Origin of the sequence: Ralstonia sp. 24A2 (genome assembly GCF_051783885.1) — a bacterium.
GTDB lineage: Bacteria > Pseudomonadota > Gammaproteobacteria > Burkholderiales > Burkholderiaceae > Ralstonia.
On record NZ_JBPVZD010000002.1, the window covers coordinates 549,642 to 575,047 of the forward strand.

Sequence of the window (25,406 nt, forward strand, 5' to 3'; positions counted from 1 at the left end):
CTCCCATCTCCACACGCCGTCGTGTGTAATGCCCCCATGGACGATTTCACCGCTGACCTGGCCCCCATCCCCGCCGCGCCCCGCAGCGAGCTGGGCGAGTTCCTGCGCAGCCGTCGCAGTCACCTGCGCCCGCAGGATGTGGGGTTGCCGGAGGGCACCGGGCGCCGCCGTACCGCCGGCCTGCGCCGGGAGGAAGTCGCGCAGCTCGCCAACATCAGCATCGACTGGTATGTGCGCATCGAGCAGGGGCGCGACGTACGGCCTTCGGTGGCGACCATCGAGGCGATCGGCCGGGCGTTGAGGCTGTCGCCGGATGAACGTGCGCACATGCGTGGGCTGGCACGCGCGGAAGCGGCCTTCACGGGGCCGCCTGGGCACTCACAGGCTGAAGCCGTGCCCGACGTCTTGCGCCGGGCCGTCGCCGGCATGGTCCTGCCCGCCCACGTGCGCAGCTACCGCACCGAGCTGCTGTGCTGGAACGACGCGACCACGCAGCTTTTCATGGATTTCGGCACGATGCCGGAGGAAGACCGCAACTCGCTGGTCTACATGTTCCTGTATGCCAACGCGCGCGAGCGCTTTGTCGAGTGGGAGAACGAGGCGCGCCGCATGCTGGCGAAGTTCCGGGCGGTGTACGACCCGCATGCGGACGACCCGGTGCTCGTGGCGCTGGTCGACCGCCTGCGCACTGACAGCCGCGAGTTCGACACCTGGTGGCGCCAGCACGAGGTGCGTGCCCAGCGCGCCGAGCACAAGTTGATCCGCACGCCCGACGGCAAGATCGTCCGCTATGACTACATCGGCCTGCCGGTGATGGAAGACCCGCGGCTGCGCGTGGTGCTGTACGTGCCGGTGGAGGACGGCGCTTGAGGGCTTACGCGGTCAGGGCTGCGAGGATGGTCTCGGTGCTGCGCACGCGGCCCAGGCGCGGGAACACGTGCTCCACCGAAGAGCGGTGCAGCGCCGCATCGTTCGAGCTCATCGCGTCTTCGGCCAGTACCAGCGCGTAGCCGTGCTCCCATGCGGCGCGCGCCGTCGATTCCACGCCCACATGCGTGGAGATGCCGCCCAGCACGATGGTGGAGATGCCGCGACGGCGCAGTTGTAAGTCCAGCTCCGTGCCGTAGAACGCGCCCCACTGGCGCTTGGTGATCTGGATATCGGTGGGCGCGACTTCCAGCTCAGCGGGCTGTTCCCACCATTGCGGCGGCAGGCCACCGGGCACGGTGGGTGCCGGGCGGTCGACAGGCTGGCGCGGCGCATCTGCGTAGTCCGGTGCCCAGCCCACACGCACCAGCACGACGGGTGCGCCCAGCTCGCGAAAACGCTTGGCCAGTTTGGCGGAGGCACCCAACACCTGTTCCGGCGAGTGCGGCCCCTGCGCAAACGGCAGGATGCCGCGTTGCAGGTCGATCAGCACCAGCGCGGTGGATTGGGGCGACAAGACCAGCGGTTGCTCGGTAGACATCGGTGTGGCTCCTGGGGATGGGACGATTCAGACAGGGGGCTGGCGGCGCGGTTCCGCCGCCCCAGCGGGAAGTGTAAGTGCGCCGTGGCGCGTCAGGTCCGGCTTGCCGGCAGCGTGCCGAGGGCCGGTGCCGCGTCGTTTGCGCGCGGTTCTTCAGCGCCGGCAATCTCGTCGAGCGAGCGGTTGTTCGTTCGCGGCCCGAAGATCCCGATCGACAGCATCACGATCAGCATGCTCGCGCTGATCAACACGAACACCGCAGGTGCGCCCGCGCGCTCAAGCAGCAAGGCGATGATGAAACTGCTGGCAATGCCCGTCAGCCGGCCGAACGCGTGCACGAACCCCAGCGCGCGGCTGCGGATCTGCGTCGGAAACACTTCGGCCTGATAGGCGGTGGCGTTGCTGGCCATCACGGTGTTGCACAGGGTGATGAGCACGCCAAAGAGGATCGCCAGCGGCGCCTGCCCCGACAAGGCGAACCCGGTGCCGAACACCACCACCCCGAGCGCCGTTGCGACGATCAGCCATTTGCGCTCGATGCGATCCGCCAGCAGCCCACCGATGATGGGCGACACCGGATACGCAAACGCAATCACGAACGCATACCAGAGACTCTTGGCGATGGACGCGCCCTGCGCGGCAAGCAGTGTCGGCAGCCATTGGCTGAAGCCGAAGAAGCCGATGCTCAAGAACGCATTGAAGGTGATCAGCATGACCGTGCGGCCACGGTAACGCTGGTTCCACATCGATTGCGCGGCGGGCGCGCTGCTCGGCGCCTGCGCGGCCTGTGTTCGGACGGGCGGCAAGGGGCGGCCGGATTCGTGCTCCACGCGGTCCTCGATCTGCTGGACGATGGCTTCGGCTTCCTGCGTGCGTCCGCGCATGGCCAGCCAGTGCGGCGACTCCGGCAGGCGGTGCTGCAGCCACCAGGCGACGATCGCGCCGCTGCCACCTGCTGCGACCACCCAGCGCCAGCCCGAGATGCCCAGCGGCGATTGCGGGATCCACAGCCAGGACGCCAGCGCGAGCACGGGCATCGCCAGGTAGCTGATGCCGAAGCAGACCGCGAAGGCTCGCCCGCGCATGTCTTTGGGCACCAGCTCGGTCAGGAACGCGCCGATCGTGATCAGCTCCGCGCCCGCGCCGCAGCTGGCAACGAGGCGGCAGAGGTGGATACCGAGCGCTGTGTTCTGGAAGCACATCGCGACACTGGCCACGGTGTACAGCAGCAGCGCGCCGGTGAACACGGTGCGCCGCCCGATGCGGTCAGCCAGGCGCGAGACGAACATCTCGCCGATGAAGAGGCCGGCAAACGTCGCCGCGCCCAGCGCGCCCTGATCCGACATCCCGAACGTGCCGTGGGCGCCCGCGTGGAAGATGCCGTCCCGGATCAGGCCGGGCGGCAGGTAGGTCATCTGGAACAGGTCATAGACCTCGAAGAAGCCGCCGACGCTCAACAGCAGCACCAGGCGCCAGATGGTGCCGGTGGCCGGCAGACGGTCGATGCGCGAGGCGATCGACTGCGCATAGGTTGCAGACATGAAGTGTCTCCTGCAGGGTTCAGGGTTCAGACCGTTGCGACGGGATTGACCGGCGACCCCACGAGCCCGCGCACGTGCAGCGGCGGCGCAGTCAGCAGGAAACGGTTGCGTTGATGTGCGCGCAGCCATTGCGCCAGCGGCGTCAGGTGCCACAGCTCGCCCAGGTGGATGCCCAGCTTGAACAGGCACAGCTCGTGCAGCGGCATCAGCGCGCCGGGACTGGCCCGGTCGGCAAGCTGCTGCGGGCGTTCTTCGACCGCGTGGTTGTCCGCAACCAGCGCGGCCAGGCCCGAGACATCGATCCAGTTCCGCAGCCGCTCGTCGTTGCCGTCGAGCACGCAGCAGGTGTCGGGCATGGCCTGTTCGCCGGCAGCATCGGCTTGCAGCAACCGATCGGCGAAGCCCGTGTGAATGCAGACGATGTCGCCGCGTTCGACGACGACCGCATCGGCACGCAGCACGGCCATCCAGTCGTCGTAGCCGATCTTGCGGCGAGCATCGCCAAAGTGGTGCCGCAGGTCGACCAGCACCCCCCGGCCCTGCACGCCAGTCTGGGCCATGACTTCGATGCCCAGTGCATGTGCGCCGCCTGTCGATGCGCCGGCCTGCGGTACCCGCACGTGTTCGTCCATGCGGTAGCCGTTGTAGAACACGGCTTCTGCGTTGCCGTCGCCGTCCGCATCGAACAGCGAGCCGACATGCGATAGCGCATCCCACTGCGTGGAGAACTGCGAATGCATGCAGAAGGCGTCGTCGCAAACGACGTCGGTGGCGTTGCGTGCCGCTTCTTCAGCGCGATAGCCGAAGTACGGCTTGCCCTGCAGCAGCGCGGGGCTGATCGTCGGCGGTTGCCGCCGCGCGTTGAGCCCGCCGCCGCGTGGCACGTCCAGCGGCAGGCTGAGCGAAAACACCACGCCTTCGCGCACTTCTGCGACGGCGCGCAAGACGCGGTCTGGTGTCAGCCAGTTCAGCCTGCCGCGTTGATCATCGATGCCGAAGTCGCCCCAATTGGAACCGGGCGGCCGGTGGGTCCAGCGCGGGTTCATGCAGTCTCCTTGTTTTTGATTTGTTTTCTGGTGGCGTTGCCTAGCGCGGCAGGATCACGCCCTGCGCCGTCAGGCGCGCGTAGTCGTCCTCGCCCAGCAGCGGCAGCAGGATTTCGCGGTTGTTCTCGCCAAGCGCGGGTGCCGGCCGGCGGAACACGCCTGGCGTGCCGGATAGGCGCGGCGCGATGTTGTGCATGGGCAGGCTGCCCGCATCGTCGTCGGGCAGCTCGACCAGGGCTTCGCGCTCGATCACGTAGTGGTCGTGCACGATCTGCGCGATATCGTGGATCGGCCCGACCGTGACGCCCGCCGCCTCGAAGAAGGCGAGGTTGCTCTCCAGGTCGCGCTCGGCAATGAAGGCGCTCACGATGGCGTCCAGGTCTTCCGCATGCTGCACACGCTGGATGTTGGTGCGGTAGCGCGGGTCGTCGATCAGATCAGGGCGTCCGATTGCGCGGAACAGGCGCTCGGCCATCCCCTGCGTGGAGCTCGACATGCACAGCCACTTGCCGTCGCGGGTGCGGTACGTATTGCGCGGCGCGGTGTTGGTCGAGCGGCTGCCGGTGCGCGGCTTGATCTTGCCCGTGAGCGCATAGTTGGCGGCGGCCGGCCCGAGAATGGAGAACAGCGGCTCGAACAGCGACACGTCGATCACCTGACCCGTCGCGCCCTCGGCGTCGCGTGCGCGCAGTGCCACCAGCACGGCAATCGCGCCGGATAGGCCGGCCGTCATGTCGCCCAGGAACATCGGCGGCAGCACTGGTTCGCGATCGGCAAAACCGTTGATGGCGGCGAACCCCGCGTAGCCTTCGGCCAGGGTGCCGAAGCCGGGTTTGTGCCGGTACGGGCCGCTCTGGCCCCAGCCGGAGATGCGCGCGATCACCAACTGCGGGCGCAGCGCGAGCAGCACCTCGGGGCCAAGTCCCATTTGCTCGGCAACGCCGGGTTTGAAGCTCTCGATGAACACGTCGGCCTCGCGCACGAGCCGGTGCACGATGTCGATGCCTTCCGGCGAGCGCAGATCCACACACACGCTGCGCTTATTGCGCCCGTAGACCTTCCAGTTGGTGCTGATGCCGCCGGCGCCGACCGCCCGCAGCGTATCGCCATGCTCGCCTTCGACCTTGATCACGTCGGCGCCGAAATCGGCGAGCTGCACGCTCAGCATGTTGCCCGCCATCAGGCGAGACAGGTCGATGACGCGCACGCCGGCCAGCGGCCCGCGCGCATCGGCATTGAACTGCTTCATGTGGATCGGGCCAGTCGGCGCGCGAAAGGGGGCCTTGCCCGCATGGGCTTGCGTTTGTTCAACGGACATCGGTGTCTCCGGTATGGGTAACTGGTGCGGCGCGCAGGGCCGCCTGCGCTACGCCTGTAGTGCGCCGAGCGGGTCGGCCTGGGTGGTGGCAGCGCCCGACGACGGGAGGTCGCCGCCCAGCGCGTGGGTCAGCTCGGCGGCGGCGTCCAGCACGCGCGGCAGGTAGTCGTTCTGCACTTTCCTGTTGAAGCGGTAGCGCGGAATGCCCAGCGAGATCGCGCCGCTGATCACCCGGCCAACGCCGAACACCGGGCAGGCAATCGCCGCGCTTTCCGCATCGCGCTCGGCGATGGAGACGGCGTACCCCTGCTCCACGACCTTCTCGTGCTCCGTGCCGCGCGTGCCGGAAAACGCCAGCAGCACGTGCCCCGCCGCACCCACGTCGAGCGGGAAGCGATCGCCTTCACGCAGATTGGTCCGCACCGAGCGCTCGGCGTGGAAGCGGAACAGGCAGACGCGCTGGTCGCCTTCGCGCACATAGAACGCCGCGGTTTCACCCGTCTCCTCCGACAGCCGGGCGAGGATCGGCGCGGCATGCTCACGCAGCTGGAACGACTCGCGATACGTCATGCCGAGATGAAAGTTGGCCGGCCCCAGCACGTAGCGCCCGTCCGGCAGCCGCTTGATGAAGCGGAACTGCTCAAGCGATTCGAACATGCGCAGCAGCGTGCTCATGTTCAGCCCTGTCGCCTCACTCACCTGCGCAAGCATCAGCCCATTGGGGGCGTTGCCGAAGGCGAGCAGGACGGTCAGGGCGCGATTGACCGCGGAGACGCCGCCCTCTGTTTGCGTGTTCATGTGGACCTCGTGACGTGCCGGCCGACGCGCTGATGGCGTCGATAAAAAATGAAAGTTGTTTTCATTATATTTGCGAGAGCGCATTTGGCAATAGCCGCATAGACCTGCTCGGATGGTGGGGGAATTTGCGTGTGCAAGCAGTCACAAGGGTTAACGATAGTCTTGACGAATTCGACGCCGAACACAAAAAATGAAAGTCACTTTCATTTTAGTGAGTCAGCATGTTTTCGTCACCCTTGCCGGTCTGGCGCTCGCTGTTGTACGTGCCAGCCCATGTCCCCCGCTACGTTGCCAAGGCCGAGGTCTGCGGGGCCGATGCCGTCATCCTCGATCTGGAAGACGGTGTACCGCCCGAACAGAAGGCGCAGGCGCGCGGCGCGCTTGTCGAGGCGATTCCGCGCCTGGCCCGCATTGGCTACGACGTGTTGGTGCGCGTCAACGGCCCGCTGGAGCCCATGGCGGCGGACCTGCGTGCCGCCGTTCTGGCCGGCGCGAGCGGTGTCGTCTTGCCCAAGGTGCGCGGCGCAGCGCATCTGGAAGCCATCGATGAACAGCTGGCGTTGCTGGAAGACGAGAGCGGCGCCCCGCTTGGCCGGACCCGCATCATCGCCATCATCGAAACGCCGCGCGCCTTCGAGGTGATGAGCGACATTGCGCGCGCCACGCCGCGCATTGCAGCCCTGATGCTTGGCGGCGGCGATTTCGCCCTGTCCTGCGACAGCCGTGCCAGCGCCGAGGTGTTGCGCGTGCCGAAACAGTTGCTGGTGATTGCCGCCCGAGCCGCCGGTGTCCTGCCTCTCGGCCTGACCGGGGGATTGGACGTGCTGGACGATCTCGACGCCTTCGAACGCGCGGCCCAACAGTCCGTCGACATGGGCTTTGCCGGCGCGACCTGCATCCATCCCGCGCAGGTGGCGGTGCTCAACCGCGCCTTCATGCCCTCGGCTGAGGAGGTCTCCGACGCCAGCGCGCTGCTGGCGGCCTTCGATGCTGCGCGCGCCGAGGGCCGAGGCGCGCTCCGGTTCGACGGACGGATGGTCGACGCCCCGGGCGTCACACGTGCGCGCCGCGTGCTTGTCCGCCATGCCGCTAGCCAGAGGCGCATGCCGTAGCCCTGATTTGCCGGCGCCGCCGGCACTTGCCGTACCCCAAAAATCAAAACAGCAGGAGACAACCATGACCACGCGAATGTTCGCGCTATGCGGACTGGGCCTTCTTTCGGCCAGCGTCAGCGCACAGTCCACCCTCACCCTGTATGGCGTTGCTGACGTCTATACCGAATTTCTGACCAGCCAGGCAGCGCCGGGCGATGGCCGAGCGGTCACCCAGACGCGCATGGCCTCGGGCGGCAAGAGTGGCTCGCGCTGGGGCTTGAAGGGCAAGGAAGACCTGGGTGGCGGCTGGCGGGCCGCGTTCCGCCTGGAGAGCGGCATCAACCTCAACAACGGCACCGGAGCGGGCTCGGGCGGGGGCGGCTTCGACCGCTCTGCCTGGGTGGCGCTGGAGAACGACCAGTGGGGCATGCTGCGCCTGGGCCGCCAGTACACCACGCTGTTCGACGTCATGGAAAAGTACTCGCCCACCGGCGCGTACTCCACGCTGTACGAGCCAGCAGGCGCCATCGTCGGCCTGAACTTTCGCGAGAACAGCGTCGTGAAGTACCGGTTCGAGACCGGCCCGCTGGCCGTGCAGGCGCACTACGCCCTGGGCGGCACGCCGGGCACGTTCCAGACCAGTGCCGCGTACGGTGCCGGCTTTGACTATGCGAGCGGCCCGCTGTCGTTTGCCGCGGCCTATGACAACGTCAACGGTTCGCAGCTCAGCAACGTCACGCATTTCCGGCGCTACTCGGCGGCGGCCATGGTTGCGCTGGGCCGTGCCGAGTGGATCCTCGGCCTGACCGAGGGCAACGGCAACGTGAACACGCCGCTGGTTGTCACGCGCTACACGTTCCTGTGGACGGGCGTGCGCTATCGCCTGTCGGAACGCCTCCAGGCCATCGGCGCGTTCTATTACGAGAATGTTCGTGCGCAGAATCCCTCGCCCGGGCAGCCTGCTCCGCAACTGACCAATCCGCAGCAGGTCACGGTACAGCTCAACTACTTTCCGTCGAAGACGACGACGCTCTATCTCGCGGCCGGTTATGCCCACCGCGCCGCGCTGGACTTCGACAACTACAACTACAGCTTCCTGCACTACTCGCTCGCCAGCGGCCGCTCCGTCAGCACGGGCGTGGCGCTGGGCATGCGCAAGCTGTTCTGATGCTCAAACAGAAGACCAAAATCAGGAGATCGTGACATGTCCATCACGCTTGCGCGCCGTCGCGCGTTTCTGCTGCGTGCGCTTGCCGGTACGGTCGGCGTTGCCTTTGCGGGGGCATCGTCGGCACAAGCCCTTGCCGACGCGGCCAAACCTGCCGCCACCACTGTGCTGCCCATCGCCAATCGCCTGGCCGAATACGTGCATCGCCTGCGCTACGAAGACATCGACGCCGGCGCGCTGGAAGCGTTGAAGCTGCGGCTGGTCGATACGTTTGGCTGCGCGCTGGCGGCGTTGCAGGAGCCGGTGGTCCAGCGGTGCTTCCACCTTGCGCAAGCCGGCGCGAGCAACGCTTCGACGCTGATCGGGACCACGCACCGCACGACGCCGGAGCTTGCCGCCTTCGCCAATGGTGCGGCCATCCGCTACTACGACCTCAACGATGGCTACGCCGCCAAGGAGATCGGGCACCCGAGCGATTTCATCTCGGTCAGTCTTGCCGTGGCGCAATCGGAGCGGCGTTCGATCCAGGATTTCATCCTGGCCTCGCTCATTGCCTACGAAATCGAATGCCGGCTGTTTGATGCCGCCGCCATCAGCCCACGCGGTTGGGACAACCCGAGCTACGGCGTGGTCACCGCTGCCTTGACCGCCGGCAAGCTGATGCAGCTCTCGGTCGAGCAATTGACGCAGGCCGTCAACATCGCGCTCATCGACCACGTTGCGATGAACCAGACCCGAACGCAGGTGCTGTCGAACTGGAAAGGGCTGGCCGATGCTTCGGCGGCAAAAAGCGGTGTCTTTGCGGCCAGCCTTGCGCGGGAGGGCATTACCGGCCCCAGCCCCATTTTCGAGGGCACCTATGGCTTCGAGAAGCTCGTTGCCGGTCAGCCCATTGCCATCGATACGGCGGCGTTTGGCGGGCCGGGCCGCCCGTTCCGCATTGCCGATGTGCTGGTGAAGCCGTATCCCGCACAAGGCCACACGCTGACCGCGGTGGAGGCGGCCATCCGGCTGTCAGGGCGGATCCACGATCCTGCGCAGATCGACAAGGTGGTCGTTGCCACGACACAGCTCGGCTACAAGATCACCGGAAGCGGGCCGTATGTGTGGGCGCCAGCCACCAAGGAGACGGCCGACCACAGCATGCCCTACGTTGTGGCGCGTGCGCTCATCGACGGTACGTTGACGAACGCGAGCTACGCCCCCGAGAAACTCACCGCGGCCGATGTACGCGCGCTGATGCCCAAGATCCGTGTCGAGGAGGACCCCGCGCTCACCGCGCTGTATCCGAGGCACATTCCGAACCGCATCACGGTGACTCTGCGTTCGGGGGAGGTGTTGACGGAACGCGTTGACGACCTGCCGGGCGCACCCGATGTGCCGCTGACGCGCGAGACGATCGAAGCCAAGTTCTGGCGCACCGCAGGCACGGCCATCACCCGCGCGAACGGCGAGGCGTTGCTCCAGCGCATCTGGTCCATGGAGCGGCTGCGCGGCGTCGATGCGTTGTTCGAGGCGGCCATGGCGGAGCGCGCGGCTTAAACGCAGCCGGTTGCGTTCACAAAAAAGAAGGGGGCGCTGAGGCCCCCTTTCTTGTTGCCACGCCTTACGGGCGGCGGATGACACACGTTGCCGTGGCATGCGCCAGCAACGTGCCGTCCTGCGTCTTGAGCGTGCCTTCCGACACGCCGATCGTGCGCGAGACATGCAGCACGCGGCCGACGGCCACCAGCGGCGCATCCACCGGTACCGCCTTCACCATCTTCACGTTCAGGTCGACCGTGCCGTAGCCGACACCGGCTTCGAGCATGGAATGCACCGCGCAGCCCGTTACCGAATCGAGCACCGTGGCCGCAAAGCCGCCGTGCACGCCACCCAGCGGATTGAGGTGGCGCTTGTCAGCCTGCGCGCCGAAATGCACGACGCCGGGTTCGATGGCGTCCATCGTCATCGGAATGGTTTCGCTGATGGACGCGCGCGGCAGCTCTCCGCGCGACATGGCTTGCAGCAGTTGCAGGCCGGTCATTTGGGACGGATGCATGGGGTGGATGGGGCTGGTTGAGGTGACCCGACACTCTACCCCGAGCCGGGTTTCCACGACTGCAATGCGTTGCAGCGTGTGGCGCAACAACGTGCCCAATCGACGCCCCAATGCGGGTGAACCCTAGCGTTGCGCGCATGCCGACGCGAAAGGCTCCAGAAAGGTGGCCCCCTCTACGCTCGCCCAGCGATTGCATCGGGCGGCCTGACCATCTGCTCTCTGCGCGTTACTCCAAGCCGGCATCACGACCGGACACCATTACCCACAAGGAAGGAGACTTCAATGTCCCGTATCAAGTTCGCCCTGGCGGCGACTGCGGCCGCCGCGGCCACCCTGGCCGCCACCGGCGCCCACGCACAAGCGTCGAACGTGACGCTGTATGGTTTGATCGACACCACCATCAGCACCGTCAACAACACCAACGCGGCCGGTGCGCGCACGACCGGCTTCCAGGTGCCCTGGTTCTCGGGCAGCCGCTGGGGCCTGACCGGCAAGGAAGACCTGGGCGGCGGCACGTCGGCCATCTTCAAGCTGGAATCCGAGTTTGAAACGCCGACCGGCAACATGGACACCCCGGGCGTGCTGTTCAACCGCGACGCCTGGGTGGGCCTGTCGAGCGAAACGCTGGGCAAGCTGACCTTCGGCCGCCAGAACGCGATTGCGCGTGACGTGTCGGGCATCTACGGTGATCCGTACACCAGCGAGAAGGTGACCCTGGACGAAGGCGGCTACACCAACGTCAACAACTTCAAGCAACTGATTTTCTACGCAGGCAGCGCCACCGGCACGCGCCTGAACAACGGCGTGGTGTGGAAGAAGCTGTGGGACGGCCGCTTCTTCACCGGTCTGGCCTACCAGTTTGGCGAAGTGCCGGGCCAGTTCTCGCAAGGCTCCACCGAATCGCTGGCCCTGGGTTACAACGGCGACAGCTTCCACCTGGCGGGCTTCGCGCAACAGGCCAAGGTCAACGGCTTTACCGACCGCTCGTACTCGATCGGCGGCAACGTGATCATCGACATCTTCCGCATCAACGCCGGCTACTTCCACTACACGGGCGAGCAGCCGACCGCGATCGGTAACCGTAGCGACAACGCCTACACCGTCTCGCTGAAGATCGCTCCGCAAGGCGCCTTCGACTACGAGATCGGCTACCAGATCATGAAGGCCAACAACGCCGCCTTCGACGCCAACGGCAACACGCTCAACGCGTACGCCAACGTGCTGGGTGCCACGGCCTCGGGCAGCGGCCGCAAGAGCACGCTGTACGGCTCGGTGTTCTATCACGTGTCCAAGCGCACCGAGTTCTACGTGGCGGCCGACTACATGAAGCTGAAGGATCAGTACATCGTGGGCTCGACCAACGGCCACAACAGCCAGACCGAGTTTGGTCTCGGTATGCGCACCCGCTTCTGAACCTGCTCACGGTCCTACTGCGCGGCCCGATCTTGGCGCTGCGATGCTCGCCGTGCCATGTGTACGGCTGGCGCTTCTCCCGCCAACCTCGGGCCGCTCGCTACGGACCGTGAACAGGTTCATAACGCGAAGTGTTTAGCGTTGCTCGCGCACCTGATCGACAAACTTGTTGGTATAGGTGCGCGAGAGATCGATGTGCTTGTCGCGCGCGTTGGCATTGCTGGCGGCGAGGACGCGCAGGACGGTGGGTGGGCCGTCGTCCGGCATGCGTCCGTCGGCGCTGAAGGTGGGCAACGCGGCGGCAAGCGTTTTGACGTAGAGCTCGGAATGTTCGCGGCGGAATTCAGCCGGCATGCGCGCGGCAATGTCCTCCGCGTTGTGTGTGTGCATGTAGCGCAAGGTCCGCACGAAAGCGCGGGCCAGTTTGGTGGCCAGTTCCGGATGCGCTTCGAGCCATTCGGTTTGCAGATACAGGCACGCGGCCGGGTACGGGCCGCCCAGGGCGGCGCGCGTGCTCTCCAGCGTGCGCAGGTCGAGCAGCACGCGGGCTTCGCCGCTGCGTACCAGGCGCGCGGCAGTCGGGTCGGTGGTCATACCGGCATCGATGCGACCGCTGCGCAGCGCCTTGGCAAAGCTGTGCTCGGCGCCGACCGGCAGCATGGTGTAGTCCCCCGCAGACAGGCCCTGCTGTGTCATCAGGTAGCGCGTAAGAAAGCTGGTGGACGAGCCCAGGCCCGTCACGCCCAACGTGCGGCCGCGCAGATCGCGCATCGATTCCACAGTGGCGGGCAGCCGTGTGGATACCACCTCCGCCTCGCCCGGCACCTGGCTGAAGAGCACGATGGCGCGCACTTCCTTGCCCTTGGCCTGCAGGTCGATCGTGTGATCGTAGAAGCCGACCACGCCGTGCGCAAAGCCGGTGAGGAGTTCGCTCTCCGCATCCACGCCGGCGGGCTGCGAGAGCAGTTCCACCTCCAGCCCTTCGTCGCGGAAGTAGCCCAGGCGCTGTGCCAGCGTGGCAGGCAGGTAGATCATCTTGGCCGTGCCGCTGACCATGATGGTCAGGCGCGTGGGGTCTTGCGCCAAGGCGTGCGAAGTCACTGCCGTCACTGTCAGCAGACAGGCGGCGAGCAACGGCGTGATCCAGCCCCGGGGGCCGCGTGTGCGGGCACCCCTGCAGGTAAAAACACCCATTGAGTTGTCTCCGGCTCTTTTGTAGATATCGTATCGCGCTGCCCGGATCTGGTGAGTGACGCATCCGGCGCGCGTAGGCAGCCGCCATCATTTTAGGAAGCGGCAACCCACAAATCGCTTTCATTTTTCGGACGCGCTGTTTTCGTATGAAGCTGCTCCTGATCGAAGACAACGCCCCGCTGGCGCACTGGCTGTCAGAAGCCCTGCGCCGCGCGCACTTCACGGTGGATCACGCCACGGATGGCGAATCCGCGGATTCCCTGCTGCTCACGCAGCACTATGACGTGGTGCTGCTCGACCTGCAGTTGCCGACGCTGTCGGGGCAGGGCGTATTGCAACGTTTGCGCGGTCGCCGCAATGCGGTGCCGGTGCTGATCCTGACCGCCAGCGGCGGCATTGACGACAAGGTTGCCTGCCTGGGTGCCGGTGCGGATGACTACCTCGTCAAGCCGTTCGAGATTCGCGAGCTGATCGCGCGCATCCAGGTATTGGTGCGACGCAGCACGCCCGATCAATCCGTCGAGCTGCACTGCGGTGATCTGACCTACCACACGGGCAGCCGCACCTTCGCGCTGGCCGGCCAGCCTCTGGTGCTGCCCGCGCGGGAGCACACCGTGCTGGAAATCCTCATGCTCAAGCTCGGGCGCACGGTGTCCAAACCGGCGCTGGTCAACGGCGTGTTCGGCTTGGACGACGAGGCGAGCCCCGAAGCCATCGAGATCTACATCCACCGCCTGCGCAAGAAGCTGGAGCATTCCACGGCCACCATCGTCACGCTGCGCGGCCTCGGTTATTTGCTGCGCGATGCATCAACCCAACCCTCCTGAACAGCCGGCGGCACAGGCGACACCCGCCACCTCACGCACGCGCAGTCTGCGTGCGCGGCTGGTGCTGTGGCTGGCGTTGCCGCTGGTGATCTACGTGGCGGCCGATGCCTGGCTGGATTTGGCTGCCGCACGCCACAACGCCGATCTCGTGCACTTTCACGCACTGGACACCGCCGCGCAGATGATCAGCGGCCAGGTCGAGTGGGACGAAGGCCGCCTGCGGGCGTCCGTGCCGCCGGCGGCGCTGGCGGTGTTTGCGGCGCCCCCAACGTCAGATTTGCCCGTGCGCGATCAGATTGCCTACCAGGTCAGCACCGAGCATGGTCGTCTGCTGGCCGGTCGGCTGGATTTCGGTACGCGCCCGGCCTTTGATGCCGCTGGCCTGGCCGATATCGGCACCTACACCGATACGCTGGAGGGCCAGCCCGTGCACGTGGCGGCCGTGGTGCGCACCATGTACGACGCCGGGCGCACCGAACGCGTCGTCACCCGCGTGGCGCAAACCATGTATGGCCGCGACGCGATGATCCGCCAGTTGTGGTGGCCTTCCACCGTGCGCCAGCTTGCGCTGGTGGGGCTGGCGCTGGCGATGATCCTGATCGGCCTGACGCTGGAGCTGCGGCCGATTTTGCGGCTGGCGGCCAACGTGTCGGCGCGCTCACCCACCGATCTGGCGGCGCTCAACCCCGATGGCCTGCAGCGCGAGTTGCAGCCGATTGCTGGCGCGTTCAACCAGTACTTGCAGCGCATTGCCGACAACGCGCTCACGCAGAAGCGTTTCATTGCCGACGCTGCACACCAGATGCGCACACCGCTGGCGATTCTCGACACGCAAATGCAGGTGGCCGCGCAAACCAACGCCGACGGTGCGCTGCACGAGGTGCTGAAAGCCGCGCGCACCAGCACGCGCAATCTGGCCGATCTCATCAACGATCTGCTGTTGCTCTCGCAGGCTGAAGCCTCGGCTGCGACCAGCGAGACCGTTGACCTGGTGCAGGTCGCACGCACCGTGCTCGAAGACCTTGCGTTGCTGGCCGATGGCCGGCGTATCGATCTGGGCATGGAGCACGCCGAACAGCCGGTCTGGACCTCGGGCAACCGCACGCTGGTCGCGGCGCTTCTATTCAACCTGGTGGACAACGCGGTGCGCTACACGCAGGAAGGCGGCCACGTCACCGTGCAGGTGTCGGCCGACTACGGCTGGGCCATGTTGACAGTGACCGACAACGGCCCCGGCATTCCGCCCGAGGCGTATGCGCGCGTGTTCGAGCGCTTCACGCGCCTGGCGAGTGCACACATTCAGCAGACCCAAGGCAGCGGCCTGGGCCTGGCGATCGTGCGGCAGATCGTCGACCGCATGGGCGGGCAGATTGCGCTGGCGCCTGGGTCCGGCGGCGCCGGGCTGGCAGTGACGGTGTGGCTGCGGCGGGCCGAAGCACCGGCCGCCGCATGAGTCGCTGCCGTGACGCCGGCCTTACTGCACCGACACGAACACCGGGTTCGAGTAGAACCACAGGTCGTTGTAGTTACGGTCATTGATGGCGTTGAAGCGCGCCACGTTTTCCGTCACCACGGTCTGCTGGTCCGGCAGCGGGTTGCCGTTGCTGGTCTCGCCCGACACGTTCATGCCGAGGTTGGTGCCGCGCAGGCGGAAGTATTGGTTCTTGGTCGCCGTGGTGGTGTACGTGACGCTGTTGTAGCCGTCCGTGTCGACCTTCCAATCCGCCTTGGTGAAGGTGGCGATGACCTTGGTGGAGTCGTTGGTCGCCTTCGCGTACGCCGGTGTGCCGGGGGCGGCCTTGGGGCCGACGTCGCCAGCGATCAGGTCAACGTGGTCGACCACCGGGCGCATGTTGGCCTTGAAGCCGCTGCCCAGCGGGTACTCGTAGTTGTTGTGATCGGGGCTCTTGAAGCGGATGGTGATCGTCACCTTGTCGCCGGCGCGGGCAGTGAGCGTGCCGCCCATGTCGGCAGAGGCAGCGGTGTTGTCGGCGTGGAAATCCAGCGCGTTGATGAGATCGCCAAACACGCCGAACGATTTGCCCGAGCGCATGGCCGCCAGCAGCGTCTTCAGGTCGGTGCTGGTGCCCGGCAGCCAGATGTAGGTCTTGGCGTATTCACCGGGGTAGTAGCCGCTGCTGAACTGCTGCGTGGCGTCCACTTCAAAGTGGTGGTCGGAATCCGCAAAGTTCCAGACGCGACGGCCCTCGCCCAGCAGTGCATCCCAGATGCCGCCCACTTGCGCGACCACGTAATCGACACCGCCGTAGGTGCGGTTGGGCAGGTTGGCATCAATGTAGGCGCTGGCGTAGCCGCCGCGGTTGGGCTCCATCTGGTTGCCGACCATGCCTTCGATGCCGAACATGATGTCGGGCGCGGTGTCGTTGAACTGGCGGAAGTCCGCCACCGTGTACTTGCCCGGGTTGCGCGACGGGTGGTTGATCAGGCCGTAGCTGGTGTTCGGGTAGTTCGTCTTGAGCCAGTTGAAGGCGTTCACCACGTCAGCGTGCGTGCTGCCGGCGCGCGGGCCTTCCTGCTGCCATGCGGCCACATCGTTCGGATCGAACAGCGAGGTGGCCTGCTGCGTGAAGAAGTATTCGAACTTGTTCAAGCCGCGGGCCGAGGTCTGCAGCTTGTCGGTGCCCTCGAAGATGCCGACGTTCAGGTGGTCGTGCGTGGGCATGTCCCACTCGGCGGCCGAGAAGATCAGCTTGCCTGTGTACTTGCCGGCAGCCTGAGCCTGCGCGATGGCGGGTATCTCGTACTGCGCGATACCGGCGGAGGCGGCAATCGAGCCGCCCGGCAGCGTGGCGCCCGTGGCATCGCGCGGCGACGGACGCAGGTGGTTGGACACCGCCATCCAGTCCAGGCTGTTGAGGTTGAATGCGTGATCGAGCACGGCCGCCAGCGGCGTGACGGCATCTACCGACTCAGCCGTGTGCACGTGCAGATCGCCCGTCGTCCACACGCCTTGCGGTTTGGCGGGCGGTGTCGTCGGGTCGGTGGGCGTTGGGTTGGCCGGTGTGGTGCCGGGGTTGGCGGTGGTCGGGGCATCGTCGCTGCCGCCGCAGGCGTACAGGCCGAGGGACAGGCACACAGGCACAGCGATCGCGATCAGCGTCTTCTTGGTTGAGAGCATCGTGGTTTCCAGTCGAAGTGATGAGGTCGGGCAAACGGTCCTGGCCACCCATGCGGTGTGGGCGGCTCTTGCACGGCTGAAACGTTTGCGCGGCCGAATCTTGGCGACGCACGATGACGATCTGGTGAATCTGGCGCAGGAGGTTGCGCCATCCACGTGAATTGCGCCGAATTGTTCTATCCGGCAGAACCGAGGCGGTGTGTGATTCCGCTCGGCAGAATGCGCGCCCTAGTTGCGCGCTGCCGACTTGCTGCGCGTCCGCGGCATCGGCAAGGCCACGCCCTCCCCCAGCGCCCGGCTCAACGCGTTCGGCTTATCGACCAGATCCTGCAGCGTGTACGTATCGAGCACCGCGAAGTACGCTCGCAGCGCGTCGTTCAGCACACCGCGCAGGCCGCAGGCGCGGGTGATGACGCAGTGGTTGTCGTCCGCGCGAAAGCACTCGACCAGGCGGAAATCGGGCTCGGTCGCGCGCACCACGTCGCCCAGGTTGATGTCGGCTGCCGGCCGGCCCAGCGTGATGCCGCCTGCGCGTCCGCGCACGGTGTGCAGGAAGCCGTCTGCCCCCAGCTGCTGCACGATCTTGATGAGGTGGTTCTTGGGAATGTCGAACGCATCGGCAATGCGCTGGATCGTGACCAGCTCGTCCGGGTGCACGGCCACGTAGATCAGCGTGCGCAGGGCGTAGTCGGTGTAGTCGGTCAGTCGCATGGCGGGTGCGTTGTGCGCAAAACATTCATGAAAGACACATCTTACGGGCATGCGGGCGCATTGGATGCGCTGGTTTGCCGCAGGCCGTATTGTTGTATGGAAAATGCACGTTTAATAGAATCGGCATCAGGAAGTCGCAGGAACACGCTGTAGCACCACAGAAAGTGCAACGGCGCCCCCAGTCTTATTTGTTGCATTCAATACACATATTTGGAGTTTTCCATGCTGTCCGAACGTTCCAAGCCCCTGATTGATGCCAGCGTGCCCGTGCTGCGCGAGCACGGTCTGGCCATCACGCAGACCTTCTACCGCAACATGTTTGCCAGCCACCCGGAGCTGACCAACCTGTTCAACATGGGCAACCAGGCCAATGGATCGCAGCAGCAATCGCTGGCCTCCGCGGTGTTTGCGTATGCGGCCAACCACGGCAACAACGCGGCGCTGGCTCCGGTGGTCGGGCGTATCGTGCACAAGCATGCAGCCGTGGGCATCAAGCCGAGCCACTACCCCATCGTTGCGCGGCATCTGCTGGGCGCGATTGCCGAGGTGCTGGGTGACGCCGCCACGCCGGAATTGCTGGCTGCGTGGGATGAGGCCTACTGGCTGCTGGCCGCCGAGCTGATTGCCGCGGAAGCCCGCCTCTATCAACACGCGGGCAGCGGCCCGGACCACCGCCAGCCCGTGCGTATCGTCGAGCGCCGCCAGCAGGCGGAGGACGTTGTCTCCTTCACGCTGGAAGCCGTGGGTGACACACCGCTGGCGGGCTTCCTGCCGGGGCAGTACATCTCGGTGCAGGTGGAGCTGGCGCCGGGCGTGCTGCAGCAACGCCAGTACAGCCTGTCGGACGCGCCGAACGGCCGCACGTGGCGCATCTCGGTCAAGCGCGATGCCGGGGACAGGGATCGCCCCGCCGGTACCGTGTCGAACTGGCTGCATGCCCATGCGCGCGAAGGCGAGGTCCTGCTCGTCAGCCAACCGTATGGCGACTTCGTCCCGCAGCTCGCCACCGACAACCCCATCGTGATGATGTCGGCCGGCGTGGGCATCACCCCGATGATCGCCACGCTCAACACGCTTGCGCAGCAGAACAGCGCACGCAAGATCGTGTTCAGCCATGCCGATCGCGCAGCGGCACATGTCGCACACGCTGATGATCTGGAGCGTGCCGCGCAGGTCCTGCCTGATTTCGAGGCACACGTGTTCCTCGAATCCGGCGAGGCAGCGGAATTCGTCTCACGCCTGGCCCAGCCTGGCCGCATGGCGGTCGACACGTTCATCGATGGCCACGCGGCAGATGCGGACTTCTACCTCTGCGGCCCGCTGCCCTTCATGCAGGCCCAACGCGCGGCGCTGCTTGCGGGCGGCGTGCCGGCCGAGCGTATCCACCGCGAGGTGTTTGGCCCCGATCTGCTGGACGACATCCTGTAAGCCACTGCCCATCGCCCGGGAGACCACCATGCCCCGCCCCGCTCCGCTGCTGACCATCGGCCAACCTGAACCTGCCAGCCGCGTGCCATATGCGGGGCATCCGGTGTTCGCGCTCGGTTTTCGCCCGTTCTATCTGTTGGCGGCGGCGTTTGCGGCGATCGGCATGGCGGTGTGGGCGGCGTTGCTGCTGGGGGGCATGTCGTCGGCATACGGTCCGGCGCTGGCGCCGTTGCTCTGGCATGCGCACGAGATGGTGTTCGGCTTTGCGGCGGCGGTGGTGGGTTTCCTGTTCACCGCAGGCAAGAACTGGACGGCGCTGCAGACACCGCAGGGCAAACCGTTGGCTGCGCTCGCCGGGCTGTGGCTTGCGGCGCGTGTCCTGATGTGGACGGGGCCGCTGCCGTTGGCCGTGGCTGCCGATGTGGCCTTTCTGCCGGCGTGCGGCCTGTTGTTTCTGCTGATCCTGCGGCGCGCACGCAGCACACGCAACTACGGCCTGGCGATTGCACTGCTGGTGCTGGGCGCCGTCAACGCGGGCTTTCATGCAGCGCTGGCGATGGGTGCGCCGCTCGCCGCGCTGCGCTGTCTTGATGCGGCGGCGGGGTTGGTCTGCGTGTTCGTCACGGTCATCGGCGGGCGCGTCATCCCGATGTTCACGACCAACGCCGTCCCGGGTGTGCACCTCCGGCGCTTCGTTTGGACAGAGCGCACCGTGGTGCCGCTGACGGCGCTGGCTGTCGTGGCACTGGCCGTGCCAGTGGACAGCCTCGTGCCCGCGGCCATGTTTGCCGCCGCTGCCATTGCGCAGGCGGCCCGCTGGATCGGCTGGGACACGCGCCGCACCCTGCGCACCCCCATCGTCGCCATCCTGCACGTCGCATACGCTTTCCTGCCGCTCGGCTTTGCCATGCTGGCGGCCGCTGCACTCGGTTGGGGCGACCGCTCCACCGCGCTGCACGCGCTCACCGCCGGGGCCATCGGCTGCGCCATCATGGCGATGATCACCCGCACCGCACTCGGCCACACCGGACGCCAGTTGCGCGTGGGCCGGGCAGAGACCTTTGCCTATGCCGCTGTCGTGCTGGCTGCACTGGTGCGCGTGGCCGGGCCGATGCTGTTGTCGCGCAGTGTGTGGATCGGCGCTGCAAGCGTGCTGTGGGTGGCGGCATTCGCAGCCTATCTCTGGCGCTATGCGCCGTGGCTGCTGGCGCCGCGCGTGGACGGCCGCGAGGGTTGAGCGCACAACGTTGCCCGCCGTCGCGGCGGCTTTCGTAGAATGGCGCAGCCCAACGCCTCCTGCGTCCACGATGGATGTCCATTTGACGATCCACGGCCGGCATGACCTTGCCGGCCAGCTCTACCGCCAGTTGCGCACCGCCATCCTCGACGGCCGTCTTGCGCCTGGCGAGCGTCTGCCTTCCACGCGCGATCTTGCGTTGCAGATTGGCGTGTCGCGCAAGACCACGCTCGATGTGTTCGAGCGCCTGATTGCCGAGGGCTACCTGCGTTCGCGCGCTGGCTCCGGCACCTTCGTGGCCGAGGCAACGCAGGGGCTGGCCGGCCGCACGCCGCGCGTGTCGCCGGCCGAGCGGATTGCCGCGCCTGCGCTGTCCACGCATACCTTCGCCACACCGTGGAACGATGTGCCCGACGTGCTGCCCATGCCGCGCGCGAGCATCGTCTATGACTTTGTAGGGGGCGTAACCGAGAAGCGCCTGTTCCCGTTCGACAAGTGGCGCAGTTGCGTGGCGCATGGACTGCGTTTGCAGGCGCGCGGGCGCGGCGCGTACCACGACCCGGCCGGCGACCAGACGCTGCGCCTGGCCATCTCGCGCTACCTGGCGTTCAGCCGCGCGGTGGTCTGTGCGTGGGGCGATATCGTCGTCACGCAGGGCGCCCAGCAGGCCATCGATCTGATTGCCCGCGTGCTGGTGCGTCCGGGCGACACGGTGGCCATTGAAGACCCAGGCTATCCACCCGCGCGCATTGCGCTGCAGGCGCTGGGCGCCAACGTGGTGCCCGTGCCGGTGGATGCGGAGGGTCTCGTGGTGGATGCGCTGCCACCGCGCACCAAACTCGTCTACGTGACACCGTCGCACCAGTTTCCGCTCGGCATGCCGATGAGCCTGGCGCGCCGCGCGCAACTGCTCGACTGGGCGCAGCGCCACGGCGCGCTCATCGTGGAAGACGACTACGACAGCGAGTTCCGTTTTGACGGCCGGCCGATGGAATCGCTCAAGAGCCTGGACGCGGCCGGCTGCGTGGCCTACGTGGGCACGTTCTCCAAGACCATCTTTCCGGAGCTGCGCATCGGCTATGTGGTGCCGCCGGCTTCGCTGCTCACGCCGTTGCGGCGCGCCAAGCAGGTGGCCGACTGGCACAGCGAATCGCTCATGCAGGCCGCGCTTGCCAAGTTCATGCTCGACGGCGATTTCGGCAAGTACCTGCGCCGCATGCACAAGGAATACGCCGCGCGGCGCGATGCGCTGCTGCGGCATCTGCGCGGGCCGCTTAGCTCCTGGATGACGCCGTTGCCGTCCGCTGCCGGCATCCACATGGCCGCGCAATTACACGCGCCGCTGCAAGAGGCCGCTGTGCTGAAGCTGGCCGAAAGCGTGGGCGTGGGCCTTTACGGCACTTCCAAGATGCACGTGGCACGGCCGCCGCAGCCCGGGCTGCTGATCGGCTACGGCTATGTGAACGAGGTGGAGATCGACGCGGGCTTTGGCCGGTTGGCGCAAGCGCTCACCAAACTGGTTACCTGAAACTACACAGGAGTGGCGCTGTTTCGGTGCCACTCGAGCCCCTAATCTGGCACCTGTCACCTCGCACTGGAGCCCGATCATGGAACCCCGCCTCGACTTCTACAAAGCCAATCCCACCGCCATCCAGGCCATGATGAGTCTGGAAAAAACGCTGAGCAAAAGCCCGCTGGAAAAGCCGCTGACTGAACTCGTGCGCCTGCGCGCCTCGCAGATCAACGGCTGCGCCTACTGTGTCGACCTGCACACCAGCGACGCGCGCAAAGGCGGTGAAGACGGCCGCCGCCTGGCTACTGTCTCCGTGTGGCATGAAACGCCTTTCTTCACCGATCGCGAACGCGCCGCGCTGGCGTGGACGGAAGCCGTCACCCTCGTCGCTGAAACCCGTGTGCCGGACGATGTGTGGCAGGCTGTGCGCGCCCAGTTTTCCGACGCGGAGCTGGTTGACCTGACGCTGCTGGTGTCCACGATCAACGCGTGGAATCGGTTGGCGATCAGCTTTCGCAAGCTGCCGGCCTGAAGGGGTCAGGCGGATGGGCGGCGCCTATACTCCAGCAATGGGCGCACCTCGCCTGCATTGGAGTTTGCATGCATCCCGTCCGCACCCTCAGCATCAACGTCGAACGTCACTTTGATGACGTGGCCACCTTCCTGGCCGAGCCGCTGAACTACCCCACCTGGGCGACGGGCCTGTCGACCGGGCTGAAGCCCAGCACGCAGGGCTCGGGTGCGGCGCCCGACGAGTGGATTGCCGATGCGCCTCAGGGCAACGTGTTCATCCGGTTCAGCCCGCCCAACACGTTTGGCATTGCCGACCACTGGGTGCGCCTGCAGGACGACACCGTCATCTACGTGCCGTTGCGCGTGGTGCGCAACGGCGGTGGCACCACCGTCTCGCTCACGCTGTTCCAACTGCCCGGCATGGACGACGCGCAATTCGAGGCCGATGCCGAATGGGTGCAGCGTGACCTGGTGAAACTGAAGACAGTGGTGGAAGCCGAATAACGCTCAGACTTTCTCCGCGCGCGGGGCTTGCGGCACGGCCTGTGGACCCGACGCGCCGGATGGTGCCGCCAGTGACGGATCGCCATGCGCATCCAACCCCTTCACCTGGCTCACCCAGAGCACGCAGAACAACCCCGCCGCTACGGCCAGCCAGCCGTTGAGCCCGTAGCCATCGATGTGTCCGCCTGCGCTGGTGGATAGCAGCAGCCCGCCAATCCACGCGCCCGCGCCGGTGCCCACCGACATCACCGCGCTGTTGGCCGAGAGGAACGCGCCGCGTACCTGCGGGGAGGGCACGGTCGTCATCAGGGCCTGCATCGGCACCATGCGGCTGGAGAGAATCACCATGAAACACGGGAAGAACAGCAGCATGCCGACGAAGGGCCAGTCCGGCAGATGCGTCATCACCAGTACCGGGATGAACGCCAGCAGCGCGGCGGCCACGAACACGCGGCGGCGGCCGTAGCGGTCGGCCAGCTTGCCCACGGCGCGCGAGGTGAAGAACGATGCCGCGCCGCCGGCCACGTACAGCCACGATAGATCCTGCGGCGCGATGCCGTGATTGGCGACCAGCACCGGCGAGATGAACGGGATCACGAGCATGTGCGAGCCCATCATCACGAAGGTCAGCAGGAAGGCGCGCAGATGGCGCGGGTTGCTCAGCAACTGCCACAGGCCCGCGAGGATCTGGCTGGGGGTCTGGCGGATGCCGCTCAGGTGTTCGGTGAGCGGCGGGATGGTGTGCCGCGCGCCGAGCCATGTCAGCGCGGTCACGACGGTCAGCAGGAAGAACGGTGCTGTCCAGCCAAGGTGCGCACCCAGCGCGATGCCCACCGGCACGCCGGCCATGGCTGCCAGCGCAAACGACGACATCACCACGCCGGTGGCCGCACCGCGTCGCGCGGGCGGAATCACATCCGACAGGATGGCGAGCACGAGCGAGCCCAGCACGCCGCCCGTGAGCCCCGCAAACGCGCGTGCAAACAACAGCATGCTGTAGCTGCCCGACAGCGCGCAGGCCAGGTTGGCCAGCGTGAACAGGCCGTAGACGGTCAGCAGCAGGCGGCGCCGGTCAAAGCGATCGGTGTACGTGGCGGCCAGCAGGCCCGAGGCGCCGGAGCACAGTGAATACACCGACACCGCCGTGGCGAACGCCGCCGGACCGATGCCAAACGTATGCATGATCTGCGGCCCGAGCGGCATCATCACCATGAAATCCATGATGACGGTGAACTGCGTGAGCGCGAGCAGCCAGAGCAACCGGCGCTCGCGGGTGGAATCAAGTAAGGGCATGAGGGCGAATGAAAGGAAGGTCGAGACGCGCGAAGGCCGTGGCCGGAACCGGCGGGCAAGCGCATCTTCTTGTGTCAAAAAACATATCTTAAGATAGTTGTCGCGACACAAGAAGTCAAACTTTATTCAAGCGGGATTCTGCGCGTCGTCAGGGAGACGAGGCGCGCAATGGACTATTTCGCCCGCAGTGCCCACAGCACATCGAGGACGTGCTGTGTCGACCGCTCGACGTGTCCGGCCCGGTGTGCGATGCCGAGTTCGCGCCACAAGGCCGGCCGCAGCGGCCGCATGGTGACGCGCGTATCCGAAGGCACGGCCGACGCTTCGTGCGGCAGCAGCGTGGCGCCATAGCCGGCGGCCACGAGGCTCTTGATGGCGTCGTTGTAGTTGAGCTGGATGCGCGGCACGGGGTGGTGGCCGTCGGCGGCGAACCATTCGGTGGTCTGACGAGAGAGCCGCGTGGTGGCGTCATTCAGGATCAGCGGTTGCGCAGCGAGCCACCCGGGCGTGATGTGCGCCGGGCTCGACCAGTGGGCCGGCAGGAAGGCCATGACCGGGTCGCGCCGCCACGGCTTGATCGTGAGTTTTGCACCCTGCGCGGCCACCTGTGATTGCGGCAGCGCCACCAGGCCGATGTCGAGCGCCCCATCGGCAAGACCCGCCAGCGTTTCCTGCGAGGTGAGCACCGCCACCTGCACGTCAATGCCGGGGTGATCCTGCCGCAGCACCTCCAACGCCTGCGGCAGCAGATGCGCGATCGCGCCGGTGGAGGCCCCCAGCCGTACGCGCCCGCTTAAGCCCTGCACCTGGCGCCGGATGTCGTCCAGCGCCTGTTCGGCATCGGCGAGCAGCTTGCGTGCGCGCTCCACCATCACCTCGCCGATGGCGGTGGGCTGCACCTGCCCGCGCTTGCGCGAGAGCAGCGGCGCACCCACGCGGTCTTCCAGCTCGGCAATGTGCAGGCTGACAGTGGGTGGCGCCAGATGCAGCGCGCGTGCCGCGTCGGCAAACGAGCTGCGGTCCGCAACCTCCACCAGGGTGCGCAGGCGGTCCAGGCTGATTTCACGCATGGGTGTCGATCGTTCAGAAAAGCTGAATGTAGTGGTTGTGAAATTCAACTTTTCACATTCTAGGCTGCGCCCGAAGATGGTGGCTCGCAC

The 25,406-nt window shown here is 66.4% G+C and carries 23 protein-coding genes; 12 read left to right on the forward strand and 11 right to left on the reverse strand.

What is annotated here, in order from left to right:
- Window positions 1-36 precede the first annotated feature (36 nt).
- Complete coding sequence (locus tag ACS13N_RS07370) at window positions 37-870, forward strand: helix-turn-helix transcriptional regulator (protein ID WP_438931043.1); 834 nt, start codon at window positions 37-39, stop codon at window positions 868-870.
- 4 nt (window positions 871-874) lie between these two features.
- On the opposite strand, the gene ACS13N_RS07375 is transcribed toward ACS13N_RS07370, so the two are convergent.
- From ACS13N_RS07375 to ACS13N_RS07395, 5 genes are all read right to left on the reverse strand, one after another.
- Window positions 875-1,468 carry a hydrolase gene (locus ACS13N_RS07375; protein WP_438931044.1) on the reverse strand — a complete coding sequence of 198 codons (594 nt, stop codon included), beginning with the start codon at window positions 1,466-1,468 and terminating at the stop codon, window positions 875-877.
- Between the two features lie 92 nt (window positions 1,469-1,560).
- The gene (locus ACS13N_RS07380; protein ID WP_438931045.1) at window positions 1,561-3,009 is read right to left on the reverse strand and encodes an MFS transporter; all 1,449 of its coding nucleotides are present in this window, start codon (window positions 3,007-3,009) and stop codon (window positions 1,561-1,563) included.
- A 26-nt stretch (window positions 3,010-3,035) separates the two neighbouring features.
- Window positions 3,036-4,055: a cyclase family protein gene (locus tag ACS13N_RS07385; protein WP_438931046.1), complete on the reverse strand. Its 1,020-nt coding sequence runs from the start codon at window positions 4,053-4,055 to the stop codon at window positions 3,036-3,038.
- 40 nt (window positions 4,056-4,095) lie between these two features.
- A complete protein-coding gene (locus ACS13N_RS07390; RefSeq protein WP_438931047.1) occupies window positions 4,096-5,373 on the reverse strand; it encodes a CaiB/BaiF CoA transferase family protein in 1,278 nt (425 codons plus the stop codon).
- Between the two features lie 48 nt (window positions 5,374-5,421).
- Window positions 5,422-6,171 (reverse strand): IclR family transcriptional regulator, encoded by a 750-nt coding sequence (locus ACS13N_RS07395; RefSeq protein ID WP_438931048.1) that lies wholly within the window; start codon window positions 6,169-6,171, stop codon window positions 5,422-5,424.
- Window positions 6,172-6,392: 221 nt separating this feature from the next.
- On the opposite strand from ACS13N_RS07395, the gene ACS13N_RS07400 reads away from it, so the two are divergent.
- From ACS13N_RS07400 to ACS13N_RS07410, 3 genes are all read left to right on the forward strand, one after another.
- On the forward strand, window positions 6,393-7,283 hold the full coding sequence (locus tag ACS13N_RS07400; RefSeq protein ID WP_438931049.1) for an HpcH/HpaI aldolase/citrate lyase family protein: 891 nt from the start codon (window positions 6,393-6,395) through the stop codon (window positions 7,281-7,283).
- Window positions 7,284-7,347: 64 nt separating this feature from the next.
- Entirely contained in the window at window positions 7,348-8,433 is a 1,086-nt protein-coding gene (locus tag ACS13N_RS07405) for a porin (RefSeq protein ID WP_438931050.1), read from the forward strand.
- A gap of 36 nt (window positions 8,434-8,469) precedes the next feature.
- Window positions 8,470-9,975 carry an MmgE/PrpD family protein gene (locus tag ACS13N_RS07410; RefSeq protein WP_438931051.1) on the forward strand — a complete coding sequence of 502 codons (1,506 nt, stop codon included), beginning with the start codon at window positions 8,470-8,472 and terminating at the stop codon, window positions 9,973-9,975.
- 64 nt (window positions 9,976-10,039) lie between these two features.
- Here the strand turns inward: ACS13N_RS07410 and ACS13N_RS07415 are convergent, their stop codons facing one another.
- Complete coding sequence (locus ACS13N_RS07415; protein ID WP_438931052.1) at window positions 10,040-10,474, reverse strand: PaaI family thioesterase; 435 nt, start codon at window positions 10,472-10,474, stop codon at window positions 10,040-10,042.
- Window positions 10,475-10,756: 282 nt separating this feature from the next.
- Here ACS13N_RS07415 and ACS13N_RS07420 point away from each other — a divergent pair, with 282 nt between their 5' ends.
- Window positions 10,757-11,887, forward strand: a complete 1,131-nt coding sequence (locus tag ACS13N_RS07420; protein ID WP_438931053.1) for a porin — start codon at window positions 10,757-10,759, stop codon at window positions 11,885-11,887.
- A 135-nt stretch (window positions 11,888-12,022) separates the two neighbouring features.
- Here ACS13N_RS07420 and ACS13N_RS07425 read toward each other — a convergent pair whose 3' ends face one another.
- On the reverse strand, window positions 12,023-13,081 hold the full coding sequence (locus ACS13N_RS07425) for an ABC transporter substrate-binding protein (protein ID WP_438931054.1): 1,059 nt from the start codon (window positions 13,079-13,081) through the stop codon (window positions 12,023-12,025).
- A 146-nt stretch (window positions 13,082-13,227) separates the two neighbouring features.
- Here ACS13N_RS07425 and ACS13N_RS07430 point away from each other — a divergent pair, with 146 nt between their 5' ends.
- Both ACS13N_RS07430 and ACS13N_RS07435 read left to right on the forward strand, forming a co-directional pair.
- A complete protein-coding gene (locus ACS13N_RS07430) occupies window positions 13,228-13,908 on the forward strand; it encodes a response regulator (protein ID WP_438931055.1) in 681 nt (226 codons plus the stop codon).
- Entirely contained in the window at window positions 13,886-15,361 is a 1,476-nt protein-coding gene (locus tag ACS13N_RS07435) for a sensor histidine kinase (RefSeq protein ID WP_438931056.1), read from the forward strand. The genes ACS13N_RS07430 and ACS13N_RS07435 overlap by 23 nt, the downstream gene beginning before the upstream one ends.
- A gap of 21 nt (window positions 15,362-15,382) precedes the next feature.
- Here ACS13N_RS07435 and ACS13N_RS07440 read toward each other — a convergent pair whose 3' ends face one another.
- Window positions 15,383-17,047, reverse strand: a complete 1,665-nt coding sequence (locus tag ACS13N_RS07440) for an S-layer protein (protein ID WP_438931057.1) — start codon at window positions 17,045-17,047, stop codon at window positions 15,383-15,385.
- A 228-nt stretch (window positions 17,048-17,275) separates the two neighbouring features.
- The gene (locus ACS13N_RS07445) at window positions 17,276-17,758 is read right to left on the reverse strand and encodes an RrF2 family transcriptional regulator (RefSeq protein ID WP_438931058.1); all 483 of its coding nucleotides are present in this window, start codon (window positions 17,756-17,758) and stop codon (window positions 17,276-17,278) included.
- 222 nt (window positions 17,759-17,980) lie between these two features.
- Between ACS13N_RS07445 and ACS13N_RS07450 the strand changes: the two genes are divergently transcribed.
- From ACS13N_RS07450 to ACS13N_RS07470, 5 genes are all read left to right on the forward strand, one after another.
- Window positions 17,981-19,186, forward strand: a complete 1,206-nt coding sequence (locus ACS13N_RS07450) for a globin domain-containing protein (RefSeq protein ID WP_438931059.1) — start codon at window positions 17,981-17,983, stop codon at window positions 19,184-19,186.
- Between the two features lie 28 nt (window positions 19,187-19,214).
- Complete coding sequence (locus tag ACS13N_RS07455; protein WP_438931060.1) at window positions 19,215-20,423, forward strand: NnrS family protein; 1,209 nt, start codon at window positions 19,215-19,217, stop codon at window positions 20,421-20,423.
- Window positions 20,424-20,493: 70 nt separating this feature from the next.
- Window positions 20,494-21,951, forward strand: coding sequence for a PLP-dependent aminotransferase family protein (locus tag ACS13N_RS07460; protein WP_438931061.1), 1,458 nt, complete (start codon window positions 20,494-20,496; stop codon window positions 21,949-21,951).
- 79 nt (window positions 21,952-22,030) lie between these two features.
- Window positions 22,031-22,468: a carboxymuconolactone decarboxylase family protein gene (locus ACS13N_RS07465; protein ID WP_438931062.1), complete on the forward strand. Its 438-nt coding sequence runs from the start codon at window positions 22,031-22,033 to the stop codon at window positions 22,466-22,468.
- Between the two features lie 68 nt (window positions 22,469-22,536).
- Window positions 22,537-22,953, forward strand: coding sequence for an SRPBCC family protein (locus ACS13N_RS07470; protein WP_438931063.1), 417 nt, complete (start codon window positions 22,537-22,539; stop codon window positions 22,951-22,953).
- A gap of 3 nt (window positions 22,954-22,956) precedes the next feature.
- On the opposite strand, the gene ACS13N_RS07475 is transcribed toward ACS13N_RS07470, so the two are convergent.
- Complete coding sequence (locus tag ACS13N_RS07475; protein WP_438931064.1) at window positions 22,957-24,246, reverse strand: MFS transporter; 1,290 nt, start codon at window positions 24,244-24,246, stop codon at window positions 22,957-22,959.
- A 173-nt stretch (window positions 24,247-24,419) separates the two neighbouring features.
- Window positions 24,420-25,316: a LysR family transcriptional regulator gene (locus ACS13N_RS07480; protein WP_438931065.1), complete on the reverse strand. Its 897-nt coding sequence runs from the start codon at window positions 25,314-25,316 to the stop codon at window positions 24,420-24,422.
- Between the last annotated feature and the right edge of the window lie 90 nt (window positions 25,317-25,406).